Annotated in this window: 15 protein-coding genes; 9 read left to right on the top strand and 6 right to left on the bottom strand. The window is 47.1% G+C overall.

From position 1 onward, the window contains the following. Window positions 1-80: 80 nt before the first annotated feature. Complete coding sequence (locus QP775_RS24135; protein WP_239333345.1) at window positions 81-398, bottom strand: YuiB family protein; 318 nt, start codon at window positions 396-398, stop codon at window positions 81-83. 212 nt (window positions 399-610) lie between these two features. Between QP775_RS24135 and hemQ the strand changes: the two genes are divergently transcribed. Then, the gene (gene hemQ / locus QP775_RS24130) at window positions 611-1,360 is read left to right on the top strand and encodes a hydrogen peroxide-dependent heme synthase (RefSeq protein ID WP_028546920.1); all 750 of its coding nucleotides are present in this window, start codon (window positions 611-613) and stop codon (window positions 1,358-1,360) included. A 122-nt stretch (window positions 1,361-1,482) separates the two neighbouring features. Here the strand turns inward: hemQ and QP775_RS24125 are convergent, their stop codons facing one another. From QP775_RS24125 to QP775_RS24115, 3 genes are all read right to left on the bottom strand, one after another. Beyond that, entirely contained in the window at window positions 1,483-1,737 is a 255-nt protein-coding gene (locus tag QP775_RS24125) for a hypothetical protein (RefSeq protein WP_239333343.1), read from the bottom strand. Window positions 1,738-1,740: 3 nt separating this feature from the next. After that, complete coding sequence (locus QP775_RS24120) at window positions 1,741-2,934, bottom strand: NAD(P)/FAD-dependent oxidoreductase (RefSeq protein ID WP_239333341.1); 1,194 nt, start codon at window positions 2,932-2,934, stop codon at window positions 1,741-1,743. Window positions 2,935-3,348: 414 nt separating this feature from the next. Continuing rightward, the gene (locus QP775_RS24115; RefSeq protein ID WP_239333425.1) at window positions 3,349-4,233 is read right to left on the bottom strand and encodes a LysR substrate-binding domain-containing protein; all 885 of its coding nucleotides are present in this window, start codon (window positions 4,231-4,233) and stop codon (window positions 3,349-3,351) included. A gap of 183 nt (window positions 4,234-4,416) precedes the next feature. On the opposite strand from QP775_RS24115, the gene QP775_RS24110 reads away from it, so the two are divergent. The 3 genes from QP775_RS24110 (at window position 4,417) to QP775_RS24100 (ending at window position 7,057) form a co-directional block, all read left to right on the top strand. Further along, the gene (locus tag QP775_RS24110; protein WP_285109225.1) at window positions 4,417-5,466 is read left to right on the top strand and encodes a YeiH family protein; all 1,050 of its coding nucleotides are present in this window, start codon (window positions 4,417-4,419) and stop codon (window positions 5,464-5,466) included. A 242-nt stretch (window positions 5,467-5,708) separates the two neighbouring features. Next, window positions 5,709-6,710 carry an NAD(P)/FAD-dependent oxidoreductase gene (locus tag QP775_RS24105; protein WP_285109224.1) on the top strand — a complete coding sequence of 334 codons (1,002 nt, stop codon included), beginning with the start codon at window positions 5,709-5,711 and terminating at the stop codon, window positions 6,708-6,710. Between the two features lie 77 nt (window positions 6,711-6,787). Further along, the gene (locus QP775_RS24100; RefSeq protein WP_239333337.1) at window positions 6,788-7,057 is read left to right on the top strand and encodes a hypothetical protein; all 270 of its coding nucleotides are present in this window, start codon (window positions 6,788-6,790) and stop codon (window positions 7,055-7,057) included. A gap of 27 nt (window positions 7,058-7,084) precedes the next feature. On the opposite strand, the gene sda is transcribed toward QP775_RS24100, so the two are convergent. Both sda and QP775_RS24090 read right to left on the bottom strand, forming a co-directional pair. Then, a complete protein-coding gene (gene sda, locus QP775_RS24095; RefSeq protein WP_239333335.1) occupies window positions 7,085-7,234 on the bottom strand; it encodes a sporulation histidine kinase inhibitor Sda in 150 nt (49 codons plus the stop codon). 300 nt (window positions 7,235-7,534) lie between these two features. Further along, window positions 7,535-8,197, bottom strand: a complete 663-nt coding sequence (locus tag QP775_RS24090; RefSeq protein WP_285109223.1) for a YheC/YheD family protein — start codon at window positions 8,195-8,197, stop codon at window positions 7,535-7,537. 132 nt (window positions 8,198-8,329) lie between these two features. Between QP775_RS24090 and QP775_RS24085 the strand changes: the two genes are divergently transcribed. The 5 genes from QP775_RS24085 to QP775_RS24065 all read left to right on the top strand — a co-directional run bounded on the left by QP775_RS24085 (window position 8,330) and on the right by QP775_RS24065 (window position 14,844). After that, complete coding sequence (locus tag QP775_RS24085; RefSeq protein WP_239333331.1) at window positions 8,330-8,626, top strand: hypothetical protein; 297 nt, start codon at window positions 8,330-8,332, stop codon at window positions 8,624-8,626. Further along, entirely contained in the window at window positions 8,563-8,949 is a 387-nt protein-coding gene (locus QP775_RS24080; protein WP_285109222.1) for a hypothetical protein, read from the top strand. The genes QP775_RS24085 and QP775_RS24080 overlap by 64 nt, the downstream gene beginning before the upstream one ends. 121 nt (window positions 8,950-9,070) lie before the next feature. Beyond that, a complete protein-coding gene (locus QP775_RS24075) occupies window positions 9,071-9,751 on the top strand; it encodes a response regulator transcription factor (protein WP_239333327.1) in 681 nt (226 codons plus the stop codon). After that, on the top strand, window positions 9,748-11,139 hold the full coding sequence (locus tag QP775_RS24070) for a sensor histidine kinase (RefSeq protein WP_285109221.1): 1,392 nt from the start codon (window positions 9,748-9,750) through the stop codon (window positions 11,137-11,139). The genes QP775_RS24075 and QP775_RS24070 overlap by 4 nt, the downstream gene beginning before the upstream one ends. A 1,461-nt stretch (window positions 11,140-12,600) precedes the next feature. Beyond that, the gene (locus QP775_RS24065; RefSeq protein WP_285109220.1) at window positions 12,601-14,844 is read left to right on the top strand and encodes an MMPL family transporter; all 2,244 of its coding nucleotides are present in this window, start codon (window positions 12,601-12,603) and stop codon (window positions 14,842-14,844) included. Window positions 14,845-14,858 lie beyond the last annotated feature (14 nt).

Here is a 14,858-nt window from a genome sequence, read left to right as displayed (position 1 = left end):
CACTCGTTTATCCAACTCAAAAGAAATAATGTTTGCGATCTTTATTTGCAACTATGTTCTGCAGCGTAAAGATCTCAAAATTAGAACATCTGATATCCGCTCTTCCGCAAAAAATGAATGGTCTTGCCACTTATGATCGCACCTAGTACCCCCGCTAAAGCCGTTAAATAGTCCACAAGTCCATAACTGAACAAGTTACCGGCAAACGTCTCATTTTGGTTCCACTGCATAATTACAGTCGCAGGTAAGATGATGACAATATACACACCTACGGGGAACCATGTGGTCTTCATCAGCATGTTCAGAATAAAGCCTATGCCAAACATCATCACAAAAAACAGTACCATTAATATAAATACCATGATTAACCCTTCCACTACACAAGCCCCCTTGCGCATATGACATCTCACTATGTATGTCGCAAACTTTCCTCATTTATCAACATTTTCCTATTGACTAGTCCTAGTTTACTTCCATAACCTGCAAAAATCAACGAACATTCAGTGACATTTCGCACATCAAGTTGCTCACTCAAAGTGAAATAAGATACAATGTTAGAGAATGAGCAAATTAGTATAGTTATCCATTACAGCACATTGGAGGCTTATATATGAATGAAGCGGCGTTAACGCTTGAAGGCTGGTATGCCCTGCACGATTTCCGCACCATGAACTGGGCACTTTGGAACAAGGCTGACGATGAAGAACGCGCACACGCACTCGATGAACTGCACAGCCTGTGGGAACAATGGACGCAGACAGAGAATGACAATCAAGGCAGCACAGCTGTATACAGCATTCTAGGCCAAAAAGCCGATTTTGTGATGTTCCATTTGCGCGAGACGCTCGAGGAACTGAATGCGCTTGAAGTTCAATTTAATAAATCTGCTTTCGCCCGCTTTACGATTCCTACCTACTCTTACGTTAGCGTAGTTGAATTAAGCAATTATTTGGCTAAGCCCGGCTCCAACGAAGATCCGATGGACAACCCTGAGGTTATCGCTCGTCTGAAGCCCGTGCTGCCAAAGGCTAAGCATCTCTGCTTCTATCCAATGAACAAGAAGCGAGACTTACAAGATAACTGGTACATGCTCTCCATGGAAGATCGCCGTACTATGATGCGCAGCCATGGCATGATTGGCCGCAGCTATGCTGGCAAGGTCAAACAGATTATTACAGGTTCTGTTGGATTTGATGATTGGGAATGGGGCGTTACGCTGTTCAGTGACGATCCGCTTCAATTCAAGAAACTTGTATATGAAATGCGTTTCGACGAGGTTAGTGCTCGTTTTGGCGAGTTCGGTTCGTTCTTTGTCGGCAACCGTCTTACGCCAAGCGAATTGAGTACGATGTTAAAATAGTATGATTTAAAGGGGTGTATTCCTGAAGTCCAGGGATACACCCTTTCTTTAATGATAAAACCTATGAAACAAAAAAATGGGTAGGCAGTGATAATCCTCTGCCCACCCATTGTCTTTAATGACTAACTATCATCCTCAGCGCTGTCATTACGAAGCGATGCAAGATATTCCTCCGTCATTTTGTCGCGTGCGCGGCTTTTGTCCTTCAACCGTTCAATCGCAGGTTGAATCAAAAGGTCCACTTCTTGCTGTACCGTATACGCCAAATCATAACGAGTCTGTGATTCCAAATAGGAACCCACCTCCATTAATGCGTTATAACGATCCAGCTCATCACGCGTCAGCAGCCCTCTGACTTGTACGCTGCAGTGTCTCATGACTTAGAAGAACTTCCCTTTGCGCATAGCAAGCGATACGCCGCCGATAATAAACAACCAGCGGATGTCGATTACTTTCTTAAGCTGAGCTGCCCAGAAACCTTTGAGCTTCTTGCTTCCTACTACGCCGATTGCTTCGCCTTTACCCAAAGAAGCAACAGTACCTTTATTTTGGTATGCAAACTTCTTTAATGGCTGGTTGCGGATCGAAGCCACGATATTGCTGGCAGCGACAGGGCCTTGCTGCATTGCCATCTGTGCTGTCGGCGGGAATGGACGCTCATTTTCCGGATTAATCATCAGCGAGTTATCGCCGATAATAAAGATATTATCTTGGCCTGGCACACGCAAGAACTCATCGACTTTAACACGTGCACGCATCGATTCGAAGCCTGCTTGTTCGATGAGACGGCTGCCACGGATACCGCCTGTCCATACAATTGTAGCTGCCTTAATTTCTTCGCCAGTTGCCAGAATGACACCTTCAGGCGTACATTCCTTAATTGCAGTTGCAATCTTGAATGTTACCCCTTTCTTGGCCAATAACTTCATCGCATAATCAACCAACTCAGGATCGAAGCCTGGAAGTGCAGTCGGAGCAGCTTCAATGTTGTAAATCTTCACAAGTGAAGGATCAATGCTGTGTGTGCGGCACAACTGTGGAATGCGGTCTGTCAATTCACCGACGAACTCGATTCCTGTAAAGCCTGCTCCGCCTACTACTAAGTTCAAGCGGTCTTCACGCTTGTCTTGCTTGTATTGAGCAAACTGTTGTTCAATATGTTCGCGAATAGCGCGTACAGAGTTGATGCTGCGGATGCTCATCGCATATTCAGCCAAGCCTGGAATACCAAATGTCTCAGTCTCGCCGCCCAAGCCGATTACGAGATAATCGTAAGACAAAGTTCCGTCTTCAAGAATAACCTTCTTCTCTTGTGTGCGGATTTCTTTAACTGTCGATTTCACAAAGTCAATCTTAAATTCGTCAATTAGCTTGGAAATGGATACGTGAGCATTGTCGAGTGTATCTGTACCTGCTGCTGGCATGTGGAGATGCGTAGTAAAGTAGTGGTAGTCGTGCTTGTTAACCAATGTTACGTCTGCCTCGTTGTAGTTCAATTCTTTCTGCAAGCGTTGAGCCGTCATAATGCCCCCATAGCCCGCGCCTAAAATAACAATTTTTGGAATATTACTCATTTTTATTTCTGCTCCTTCCAACCTGAATCCTGCTTTTATTCTATATGTTTGTACCTCATTAAACTTTGTGTGTGTGAAAAACACCACAAAAATGTGCAAACGTTCTGGAAATGTAGTCAACTTATTATGTGATCCACTTTTAAGGTGACTTGCAGTTCAGATCACATCATCCTGTTAAGTTCAGTTACAAAAGTCACTTACAACCCATCGTCGAATTCCTTAATATATAAATGTTACGTTCTGAACGTTTGGATTTGTGACATCTATCGACACGTACTAGACCATGATCGACATCATTGCACACAATTATGCAATTCAACTGCAATCATAGCTATTTTCAGCCTAAAATTCAAGCCCATTTTCCAATGTTCTTAAAATTAAAGCGATTTACTTTTGGTATTTTGTAAAACTACGCTAAATATCGCAAGATATAACTAAATTGAGAAACTGCTCCCATGCAAGAACAGGAACAATATCTCTTCTTTGTACGATAGACAATGGACGTACAAATCGCGATCCAATCAGAGTAAGTTCTCTTAATTGTCCTGCATCCACCTCTCTTTGTACAACATGCCGCGATAACAAAGACAAGCCCAGTCCGGCACGAACCGCTTCTTTTACTCCTTGATTGCTGCTTATTTCAAAGCTTCGTTTCATTGATAAATCATAGTCAGCCATAAACTCTTCGCTAAAAGAACGTGTCCCAGAACCTGTCTCCCTCAGCACCCAAACCTGCTCTTGAAGCTGATCAATCTGTACACTTTGAAATATGGCAAGCGGATGACTTGGTGCCACCACCAAAATCAATTCATCTTCAGCAAATACCCGCATTTGCATTTCCTTGTGTTTGACTCGTCCTTCCACCAATCCGCCGTGTAATTGCTGCTGGTATACTTCCTGTACAATATCATGAGTATTGTGAATACTTACTCGAATCTGCACTTGCGGGTACATCTCACTAAATTGGGCAATAAGCCGTGGCAGCACATACTCGCCAATTGAATAGCTGGCACCTATACACAGCTCGCCCGTAATCTCTTCGCTTAATCGTTGAATGTCTATGCGCGTTTGTTCCATAATGCGTACACACTCTCGTGCCCGTTCTACGAATAGATGCCCAGCAGGAGTCAAAGAGACCTTCTTTGGCGATCGTTCCAGCAAGCCGACGTTAAGCTGCTGTTCAAGTTGACGAATACGCATACTGACGGTAGGCTGTGTCAAATGGAGCAGTTCCGCAGCCCTTGAGAAATGCCGCTGTTCTGCGACAGTAATAAACATTTTAAGCAACTCTAAATCCATCACCTGAATGGTGCCTCCAATCGTTATTGTTCCCTTTCATATCCAGTATCATGCATTTTATCATAGATATAATTGATGATTATGTTCAATATTATCAATTTCCATTTATGATTAAAACAAAATATAGTGAACTTATAAGTTAAATCATTTTATACCCCTTGCACCTAGAGAAAGGAGATCCCCATGTATCCCAATATCAAACGTTACGGATTTATATATGGTATCGTGCTAGCCCTTATCTTATCTTTGGCAGCTCGCTATATTGGCAAGCTTCCAGGCCTTCATATGTTAGGTCCATTAGTCATTGCCATCCTATTAGGAATGGCATGGCGGCACTGGCTTCCACTGCCACACAGCACGGAAAGCGGCATTCGGTTTGCAGCCCAAAAGGTGCTCCGTTTAGGCATCATTCTGATGGGCCTGCGTCTTAACTGGCAGGACCTTGCAAGCGCGGGCTCTTCCGTGCTTTGGCTAGCTGCCGCTTGTTTATTATTTGGCATCTTTGTCGTATATGCGATCTCCCGATGGTTCGGCATTGATCATGACCTGGCCATGCTGGTTGCCTGCGGTACCGGTATCTGCGGAGCAGCCGCCGTAGTAGCCGTTGCTCCCCAACTTGATGCTGATCGTGCCAAGACAGGAACGGCCGTAGCTATAGTTTGTGTGATGGGCACGTTATTTACTATGTTATATGCCTTAGTATTTCCAATGCTCCCTTGGGACGCATCACAATACGGACGATTTGCTGGCGCAACACTGCACGAAGTAGCTCATGTTGTAGCGGCTACCGATCCGCTGACCAGCGCAGCAGTGAATCTTGCCATTATGGTTAAGCTGAGTCGCGTCGCGCTGTTAGCTCCAGTTGCACTGCTACTTGGCGTCATGACAACACGTCGCAGCAAGCCTATGCAGAATGCGAATACCACAGCTGGCCATGAAGCCGCTTCAGCAGCTGCAACAAGATCATTTGCTGCCAAATTGCTTGCTCTGCCGATCCCTTGGTTTGTGTTCGGTTTTTTGGCGGCGGCCGCGATTCGCAGCCTCGGATGGGTCCAAGCAAGCACAGCGGCTAGTATGGTCGACTTCGCTTATATTCTGTTGGGCATGGGGATGGCAGGACTGGGGCTGAACATGCGTGTCGAAGATATTCGTCAGCATGGGGTTAAGGCGTTTGCTGCCTGTTTTATTGGTTCTCTTCTGCTTGCGGGATTAGCTGCTATTTTGATTATATAGATTATTCACTGTATATCGGGCAAAACAGCACGTATTAGAACGGTGTGGAAGCAGTATGCACTAGCAGGCTGCATGCCAATGATGATGGTAAATGTCGGGTTTGTCACGATATAGCTGAAATTGTTGAAAGATAGTTCTCATCCATAGTTTCCATTATGGAATGTAGGGTTTATAATGGTGTATGTGCCTAAGGGCTATTTAAACATGATTTTAGTCACAATGCCATTTGGAGGTGCTCAGCCTTGAATACTACTGATACACAACAAGATATTGTCGATATATTAATTATCGGCGGCGGCCCCGCTGGTATGTTTGCAGCCTTTTATGGCGGCATGCGCCACGCTTCGGTACGCCTGATCGAAAGTATGCCGCAGCTAGGAGGCCAATTAGCTGCGTTGTACCCTGAAAAATACATCTATGATGTAGCCGGATTTCCGAAGGTAACCGCTCAGGAACTGGTAAATTCTCTGAAAGAACAGATGGATCACTTCCATCCTGACGTTCGCCTTGAAGAGAAAGTTACCAGTGTTAAGAAGCTGGATGAGCGTCTGTTCGAAGTTACTACAGACAAGGGCGTACATCAATCACGCGCTATTATTATTACCGCAGGCGTAGGCGCATTTGAACCAAGACGACTTGATCTTCCTGGCGCCGCGACATATGAGAAAGCCAATTTGCACTATTTTGTCAGCGATTTGCAGAAATTCAAAGGCCAGAAAGTGCTTATAAGCGGCGGCGGCGATTCCGCATGCGACTGGGCGCTGATGCTTGAACCGATTGCAGAACAGGTTACGCTTATTCATCGTCGTGACAAGTTCCGCGCGCATGAGCATACGGTACAGCAATTGCAAAATTCCAAGGTGCAAATTCTTACACCAAAAGAGATCACACATATGCACGGTGAAGATCGGATTGAGCGTGTCACGATTGAAGACGTCAAGACAAAAGAAACGACAGATATCGATGTCGATGCCGTCATCGTTAACTTTGGCTTTGTTTCTTCTCTTGGCCCGATTTCTGAATGGGGACTTGAGATTGAGAATGGCTCTATCGTTGTTGACTCGCGTATGGAAACCAACATTCCAGGTTTGTTCGCAGCTGGAGACATCACCACTTATCCCGGCAAATTAAAACTGATTGCCGTCGGTTTCGGTGAAGCACCTACCGCGATTAACAACGCCAAAGTATACATTGATCCAACTGCAAAGTTGTCCCCTGGACATAGCAGCAGCATGAAGAGATAACCCTTGTCTGATCTCACATAGACAAGGAAAGAAAGGGTATCCTACTCCATATCTATATATACTGGAGGAGGATACCCTTGTTTGATGTTTGTCAGCTATGCAACGGCATGATCAGTCCTTGTTGGCTATGCCCGAACTGCTTGAACCCAACCATTGATAGCGGCAAACGGGATGATTATGATGGACCCTATGCGCCTTATCAGGTAGAAGGCCGATTGACAGCAGTGGATAAGAGCACATTCGACTCATACCGTTCTAATGTCGGAGTCTGTATGCATATCATGTACTGCGAGCATTGTCATTCGATGACAACGGTAAACGGGCTTCAATTCGATGCAAGCTCATAATGTCGCATAGCACACGCCGGTACTTTCTTAGTTGATTACCGGTAAATGTCGAACGGTCGGACGAAGGCGGCGTCTTTGCATTTCCGCGAGCAGCAACGCAATGAACTCTTCGTCTAAACGCAGTCGGATTGCCTGTAGATAAGAATCTACGAGCAACTCATCGGAAAGTAAAGCCATCTTAATCACAACCTTTCCTTAGTTTTCCTTTACTGCCTCATCATATCATGATGATGAAAAGCAGAACAAGCGTTCCAATATCCACAGGCCGCTGTGGAAATATTGTGTATATATTGTTGACAACCGTCGATTTCCCACAGCTAGCAAGGCATAAAGTGTGGATATAGTTATCAACAGTTTATTTACACTGTTAATTTATAACTAACTTTAATGAATATTCCTCTTAAAATAAATAAAATCTATCAAATCGATTAATAGGCACCAGCTAATAGGATAGACTCAAAAAAAACCGCCCCCTATCTACTGAGGGCGGGTATTTACTTCAAAAATCCACATCTTGCCGCTGCGTTCGATCCCATAATCAAAGCCTAATTGCCCGATGCCGGGATATTTGGCTTCTAAGATAGCTGTACAGATCCTAGTAACATGTCTCATCTCGTTCTTTTTTGACCGGACCCAATTTCCTGATAACGATCGGCGGATACCCTGTCCAGCAGTCAACATCGTGCCGCCTTTGCACAAATTCGTCACAAACAACCCTTTCCGCGCCACACGACCAACCAACGAACGGAACACCCATGCCCCATTCGTTTTTACTACTTTGACCCGGTAATCTATTGGGCGTCCACCTATGGTGGCCAAACGTATCCCGCGTTGTATTAGATAAGACCTCTTCTTCTTCGCTGATGACAAGGAACGGAACATAGCATCAAAGCTCGTAAAGGAGCGGGTATTAGCCAAGTTCGTGTAGCGGTAAGTTGCTCCTTCTTTCGTTACTTTGATCACACCAGCGCCACCGCCGCCGACAACCGGTTTAATGACAACAAATCCATATTGATTTAACATTTGATGCAAATTAGAGGAGTTATACATACGTGTCGCAGGGATATAGTCTGCTACGCGTGAGTCTGACAACAGCGCTTCCGTCTTCAGCCATTTACTGGCCAGCTGCCTACCATCCATGCGCGTATCCCCTTTCTTCGTTATACCTATACAGTACTCATGGTCCATGTCCACTTCTTGTATGATTGTCCACGGCGTTCGCCTTATTTTAATAGACTCGTATAGTTCTCCTAAGGAGGAACAGGATATGGCTTGTCAGTATCTGCCGTGCAATGGTATCGTATAGGTATATTCAACCAGCAGATGAACTTTAATCCTGCTGTGCCGATAGGAGAGACTAGAATGGATACAGCAAGTGTATTTCACGTCTTATATTGGATTGCTATTATCTCGATGGCCGTTGTGCTTGTTCTTGTCAATATTGGAATTTTTGCGATCAGCTTTCGTTTTATGAAACAGCGTAAATTTGTACTTGGTGCGGGCGCTTGTCTGTTTTCGATCTTTTGTTTTTATTTAATAGTATTAATGATCAACCGCACTTTTTTGTAAAATGGACGGCCTTCAGCCATTTATCGTTCCTTAAAGTTTTCTTTCGAACCTTCACGGCGCAGGAGCTCGCACCAGGAAGGTTTTTTGGCATGACCATGCTCAATGATTTGAGGTGTGATTTGGATGTGCTAGCAGGTTTATTGTATAATACAGCCGTTCATTCTGGGGCTGGTGCCATCACATCTGGTGATAGTCTAAATGGTTTTGGTGGTTTTGGTGGTTTTGGTGGTTTTGGTGGTTTTGGTGGTTTTGGTGGTTTTGGTGGTTTTGGTGGTTTTGGTAGCTTGGGTGGCTTGGGTGGCTTGTCATGGAGAATGGTATGACCTTTTGGTTTGAGAAGCTGATACTTGATGAACCTACGGCTTACAAGATCACAAAATACTTGATTACAGAATATTTGCTGGGATTTGTCCCTTTTAATCAGTTTGGAGGTTATATAACAAGATGCAAATACGTGTATTGATTGCAGATGACGATCCTAATATCCTCGCACTTCTCCGATTAGTATTAGAGTCAGAGCAATATGAAGTCGTAGAAGCAACTGATGGTATACAAGCAGCAGCAATGCTGGAACAATCCATGATACATCTTGCTGTGATAGATGTAATGATGCCAGGTAAAAGTGGCCATACGCTATGCTCCGAGATTCGTGCGCAGTACGACATCCCTGTTATTCTACTAACTGCCCTAGGCGAGATCGAAGATAAGGAAGCCGGGTATAAAGCAGGAACAGACGACTATATCGTAAAGCCTTTTGAGCCGAAAGAACTGCTAATCCGAATGAAGGCGCTGTTGCGACGCTATCAGCTCGTATCAGATACCGTTATTCATTTTCCACATACACTCATTGATCGATTCGCATACACCGTTTCCACTAACGGTCAGATACTAACATTGCCTCGTAAAGAGTTCGAGCTGCTCGTGCAGCTTGCGAGCTACCCTGGGCGAATATACACGCGCGACCAACTGCTTGATTGGATATGGGGCATCGATTATGAGGGCGACAGCCGAACTATTGATGTGCATATTAAACGGCTAAGAGAGCGGCTGCATCCGTTGACCACTGATTTTCGTATCGTCACGATACGAGGGCTTGGTTATAAGCTGGAGGCTGCAGAAGGATGAAGTCTTTATACGGCCGTATAGTACTGTTTTCCGTTGTCATCGTGATGATCAGCTTCGTTGTCGGGTTGGTTGTGGCCAATCTTGTATACGCTCACGGACTCAAAAATCACTATGAACAGAAGATGGAGGCCGTTGGCCAGTCCATGCTCACCTTACTTGAGTCTCATGATGGAAGCAGCACTGAATGGAGTACACGCTTGCAAACGTTATCTGAACTTGGATATCAGCTATATCTGGTTGATGGACAATATAACGGTACGATGTATGGGCGTCCATTTAAGGACTTGACTCTATCAAAAGATGTGATTGAATCTGTACTGTCAGGCAAGCGGTACCGCGGTTTAACAGAAAAAAATTGGAATTGGTTCGTGCCTGCTGTATTTGAAAACAAGCTGGATATGGCTGTAGGTTTCCCCTTATCGTGGAATGGGCGATCTTATGCGTTATTTGCCCGGCCGGATATGGTACAGCAGCTGCAAGAACTTAGACAGATGCTCGCCATCTTATTTACTACTACTTTTGTTGTAAGCTTAGTGCTCATTGCTCTCAAAACACGTTACCTGGTCAGACCTCTAAATCGGCTTATGCTCGCGACTGGTCAATTAGAGAAGGGCCGCTACGATATTCATGTAGACATGGCTAGGCACGATGAGATTGGTGAGTTGGCACGGCGCTTTACACGGATGTCCCAAACATTAAAGCAAGTGGATACGATGCGTAAGCAGTTTGTAGCAAACGTGTCCCACGAGATTCAATCCCCACTCACTTCAATCCGCGGACTCGCGGAGCAGCTCCGGGATCGTCCTCTTCCTCCTGATGAGGAGCGGAGATACTTAAATATTATCGCCGAGGAAAGCGAACGGCTATCATCACTGAGCAGGCAGCTATTGACCCTTGCTGCACTCGAACGCGGCACCGAAACGCTGAAACGACAGCCCTTTCGACTTGATGAGCAGCTGCGCGAGGTCATCATCCGCATGGAGCCAGACTGGTCTGCTAAGCAGATTGAGCTGGATCTTGAATTGGACGTCACCGAGCTGTCTGGTGACTCAGGACTGCTGCATCAGGTGTGGGCCAACATTGTTGGCAATGCGATTAAGTTCACAGATAATGAAGGTATTATCTGTGTAACATGTAAGTATGAAGAGGCTGACAGCACAGTTAAAGTGTGGATACATAATACGGGCGCTGTGATTGAGAAGCAGGATTTACCGCATATATTTGATCGCTTCTATAAATCGGAAGCTGCCAACAGTCGTAATCGCAGTGGTACTGGCTTAGGTCTAGCCATTGCTAAGCGTATAATCGAGCTGCACGGCGGTAATATCACCGTGGACAGCTCGAGCGGACAGGGCACAGGCTTCATGGTTAAGCTGCCTGTGAGCTAGCTGATTTAAAGCGGCTTACAGGCTGCCGATGTGGGCGGCTTGCTCACTGCCGTTGTGGGCAACTTGCTCGCTACCGTTGCCGACGCGGATCGGCGCTTCACCCCGCTTAGGGCGGTTTTTCCGCCTTAAGCGGGGCGATTTCCGCTTAGGCCGCCCTTGTAAGGCCGGAACTCCGCCTTAGGCTAAGCGCTTCAAGCTTCGGCTTACTTGCTGCCTATGTGGGCGGCTTGCTTGCTACCGATGTGAGCGACTTGCTCGCTACCATCGCCGACGCGGATCGGGCACTTCCCCCCGCTTAGGGCAGCTTTTCCGCCTTAAGCGGGGCGGTTTCCGCTTCGGCTGCTCTTGTAAGGCCGGAACTCCGCCTTACTTCGGCTTACTTGCTGCCGATGTGGGCGGTTGCTCGCTACCGTTGCTGGCGCGGATCGGGCGCTTCACCTCGCTTAGGGCGGCTTTTCCGCCTTAGGCGGGGCGCTTCCCGCTCCGGCCGCCCTTGTAAGGCTGGAACTCCGCCTTACTTCGGCTTATTTGCTGCCGATGTGGACGGCTTGCTCGCTACCGTCGCCGACGCGGATCGGGCGCTTCACCCAGCTTAGGGCGGTTTTTCCGCCTTAGGCGGGGCGGTTTCCGCTTCGGCCGCCCTTGTAAGGCCGGAACTCCGTCTTACTTCGGCTTACTTGCTGCCGATGTGAGCGGCTTGCTCGCTACCGTTGCCGACACGGATCGGCGCTTCACCTCGCTTAGGGCGGCTTTTCCGCCTTAAGCGGGGCGATTTCTGCTTCGGCCGCCCTAGTAAGGCCGGAACTCCGTCTTACTTCGGTTGACAGGCTGCCGATGTGGGCGACTTGCTCGCTGCCGTTGTGGGCGGCGGCTTGCTTGATACCGTCGCCGACGCGGATCGGGCGCTTTCCCCCGCTTAGGGCGGCTTTTCCGCCTTAGGCGGGGCAGTTTCCGCTTCGGCCGCCCTTGTAAGGCCGGAACTCCGTCTTACTTCGGCTGACAGGCTGCCGATGTGGGCGGATGCTCGCTGCCGTTCCTGGCGCGGATCGGGCGCTTCACCTCGCTTAGGGCGGATTTTCCGCCTTAAGCGGGGCGATTTCCGCTTCGGCCGCCCTTGTAAGGCCGGAACTCCGCCTTACTTCGGCTTACTTGCTGCCGATGTGAGCGACTTGCTCGCTAACGTCTCCGACGCGGATCGGGCGCTTCCCTCGCTTAGGGCGGCTTTTCCGCCTTAAGCGGGGCAGTTACCGCTTCAGCCGCCCTAGTAAGGCCGAAATTCCGCCTTACTAGGGCGCATTACGCACATCAAACGGCCCCGCGCCTTAGCCATCGCCCGGAACCGTTCGACGCCAGCAACTGGCGTCCGCTTTCTAAGATTCAGAATGTAACATTCCGTTCACATTCCGTTCATCTTAGCGAGATATACTCCCTTCATCAAGTTGTGAGGGGAGTATTTCTCTTATGTTTCGCATTAAAGCCATTGCTACTATCATCTCAACCCGTAAACGAGCGTGGAGCATAATCGCGATCTGGCTTACAGTTATCGTATTGCTAAGCGCGATTTCACCATCTTCCAAGTCTTATGCTGTGCAAACCGGCGAAGGCTCAGCTTTCAGTGCTTCCTTGTCTGAAGAAGCAAATCGAATACTGACTCAACAGTTCCCTTCGGATAATGGACTACCTGCTTTGTTCGTATTTCATAGAAGCGAAGGCATGACAAAAGAAGATATACAACATGTGACCCGATGGAGCGAATGGCTCGCTTCGGATCAGCGGCCTACAGAAGTCGCAGCAGCCCTGCCCTTTCATCATCTCCCAGAAGCTGCACAAGCCGCCTTCTTTTCTAAGGACCGCACCACCTTACTTTTCCATGTCAGCTTGAAGCAAGGCCTGGATACAAAAGTGTTGGGCACAACTCTTGATAAGCTAACTGATCAGGCCAACAGCATCCGTTCACAAGGACTCGAACTGAATGTCACCGGGCCTGCTGGCATCGCAGCGGATACGTCCCGCTTGTTCCGCAATGCGGACTTTATCTTAATGGCAGCCACCGTTGGGCTGATCCTTGTGCTGCTTATCATCATCTACCGCTCACCTTTACTGGCCATTTTGCCGCTGCTGATTGCAGGTGTCGTTTATCAGGGTGTGGATCGTACACTTGGTCTCTTCGGTATGAATGGGTGGATGACGATTGACCGTTCTGCAACATCGATAATGCTGGTGCTGCTATTCGCCGTATTAACCGACTACTGCCTCTTTATCTTTTCTAGATATCGCGAGGAATTAAGGCGTCATCCATCACAATATGTTGCCATGCAGCAGGCTGTCAAAGGAGTTGCTGAAGCCATTCTGTTCAGCGGGGGCACCATACTCGCAGCCATGCTGGTTTTATTTGGTACGGTTTTTAAGCCTTATCATGCCTTTGCAGGTGTGTTTACGATCGCTATCTTGTGGATGATCGCAGCTGGACTTACGTTAATACCAGCTGTATTTGCAGTGGCGGGACGCACCAGTTTCTGGCCATTCCAAGCAAAAGTCAGCTTCAAGCCCGCAGACCATGATCAAGTACACCATCACGGGTTTTGGTTCCGTATTAGTCAAAGTATTACAAAGCGCCCACGCACAATTGCACTTGTTATGCTGATTGCACTTGCTGCAATCGGGACTAACGCATTTTCGATGAAATACTCCTATAACCTGCTTCACTCATTTCCTAAAGAGATGGGAGCACGTGTAGGCTTTGAACAAATGTCAGGCGCTTTTCCGCCAGGACAGCTGGCTCCCGTTACGGTGCTAGTACAAGCAGCAAATAAACCGGCTAACCCAGAAGAACTGCAGAACCTAGCAAAAAATCTAGGGGTAGTAGAACAAAAGCTTTCCAACCAGAAAGGGGTTTATTCCTTTTCATGGAGCAAAGTACGCGGTACTGCTCCGATTGAAGATCAATTCGCATGGTCTGCAGACGGAACGACATTGACAGGCCAATTAATAATGAATGGAGATCCATATAGTGTTGAATCTATTAATCAACTCACTGAATGGCGTCTTGCAAGCGAGGATTGGCTGAAAGCCGCTGATCTGCCTTCATCAGATTTCAAGCTTCATTTTGCAGGGCAAACAGCAGTTCAAGCAGACGTTCAACAAATGAACAACCGCGACACGATGTTTATTTTTGCAGCTATTACCGTCACCTTACTCATTATGCTTACAGGTCTGACCCGTTCAATCAGCACATCCGTCATCATGGTTGGGACGATGCTGCTATCATATGGAGCGACACTAGGGGCTGGTTGGTATATATTTCAGCAAATACTTGGGCTTGACGCAATCAGTTATCGTCTTCCTGTGTATACGCTGCTCTTTATGGTTGCCCTTGGCATCGACTACAGCATTATGCTTGTGACTCGCATCCGTGAGGAAGCACAGCACTATTCGTGGAAGGATGCTGTGCAGCGAGGGGTATCCAAGACAGGCGGCGTTATTTCTTCCGCCGGCGTTATTCTGGCCGCAACCTTTGGCGTGTTATCCACACAGCCTCTGCAGGAGCTTATGTTATTTGGAGCAACGATGGTATTGGGCATATTGCTGGATACGTTCTTCATTCGCGGTATACTGCTGCCGGCTTTATTTATTGGTTTTGAAGGTTTGTTTACAAGTCGTAGTCAACATAAACAGCACCATCATAATCATCGACACTCATCTTAAGGAGGCATTATTCT

Source organism: Paenibacillus sp. UMB4589-SE434, from assembly GCF_030226685.1.
Lineage (GTDB): Bacteria > Bacillota > Bacilli > Paenibacillales > Paenibacillaceae > Paenibacillus_B.
Note: the sequence above shows the minus strand (reverse complement) of the source record. Positions and strands in the feature narration are given on the sequence as shown.

What these genes read in the sequence shown, in the direction of transcription:
- QP775_RS24115 (WP_239333425.1), bottom strand. Translation starts at nt 4,233, where the DNA reads ATGGATTTAGAGTTGCTTAAAATGTTTATTACTGTCGCAGAACAGCGG.
- QP775_RS24090 (WP_285109223.1), bottom strand. Translation starts at nt 8,197, where the DNA reads ATGGATGGTAGGCAGCTGGCCAGTAAATGGCTGAAGACGGAAGCGCTG.
- QP775_RS24065 (WP_285109220.1), top strand. Translation starts at nt 12,601, where the DNA reads ATGTTTCGCATTAAAGCCATTGCTACTATCATCTCAACCCGTAAACGA.
- QP775_RS24120 (WP_239333341.1), bottom strand. Translation starts at nt 2,934, where the DNA reads ATGAGTAATATTCCAAAAATTGTTATTTTAGGCGCGGGCTATGGGGGC.
- QP775_RS24125 (WP_239333343.1), bottom strand. Translation starts at nt 1,737, where the DNA reads ATGAGACACTGCAGCGTACAAGTCAGAGGGCTGCTGACGCGTGATGAG.
- hemQ (WP_028546920.1), top strand. Translation starts at nt 611, where the DNA reads ATGAATGAAGCGGCGTTAACGCTTGAAGGCTGGTATGCCCTGCACGAT.
- QP775_RS24135 (WP_239333345.1), bottom strand. Translation starts at nt 398, where the DNA reads ATGCGCAAGGGGGCTTGTGTAGTGGAAGGGTTAATCATGGTATTTATA.
- QP775_RS24075 (WP_239333327.1), top strand. Translation starts at nt 9,071, where the DNA reads ATGCAAATACGTGTATTGATTGCAGATGACGATCCTAATATCCTCGCA.
- QP775_RS24070 (WP_285109221.1), top strand. Translation starts at nt 9,748, where the DNA reads ATGAAGTCTTTATACGGCCGTATAGTACTGTTTTCCGTTGTCATCGTG.
- QP775_RS24110 (WP_285109225.1), top strand. Translation starts at nt 4,417, where the DNA reads ATGTATCCCAATATCAAACGTTACGGATTTATATATGGTATCGTGCTA.
- sda (WP_239333335.1), bottom strand. Translation starts at nt 7,234, where the DNA reads ATGGCTTTACTTTCCGATGAGTTGCTCGTAGATTCTTATCTACAGGCA.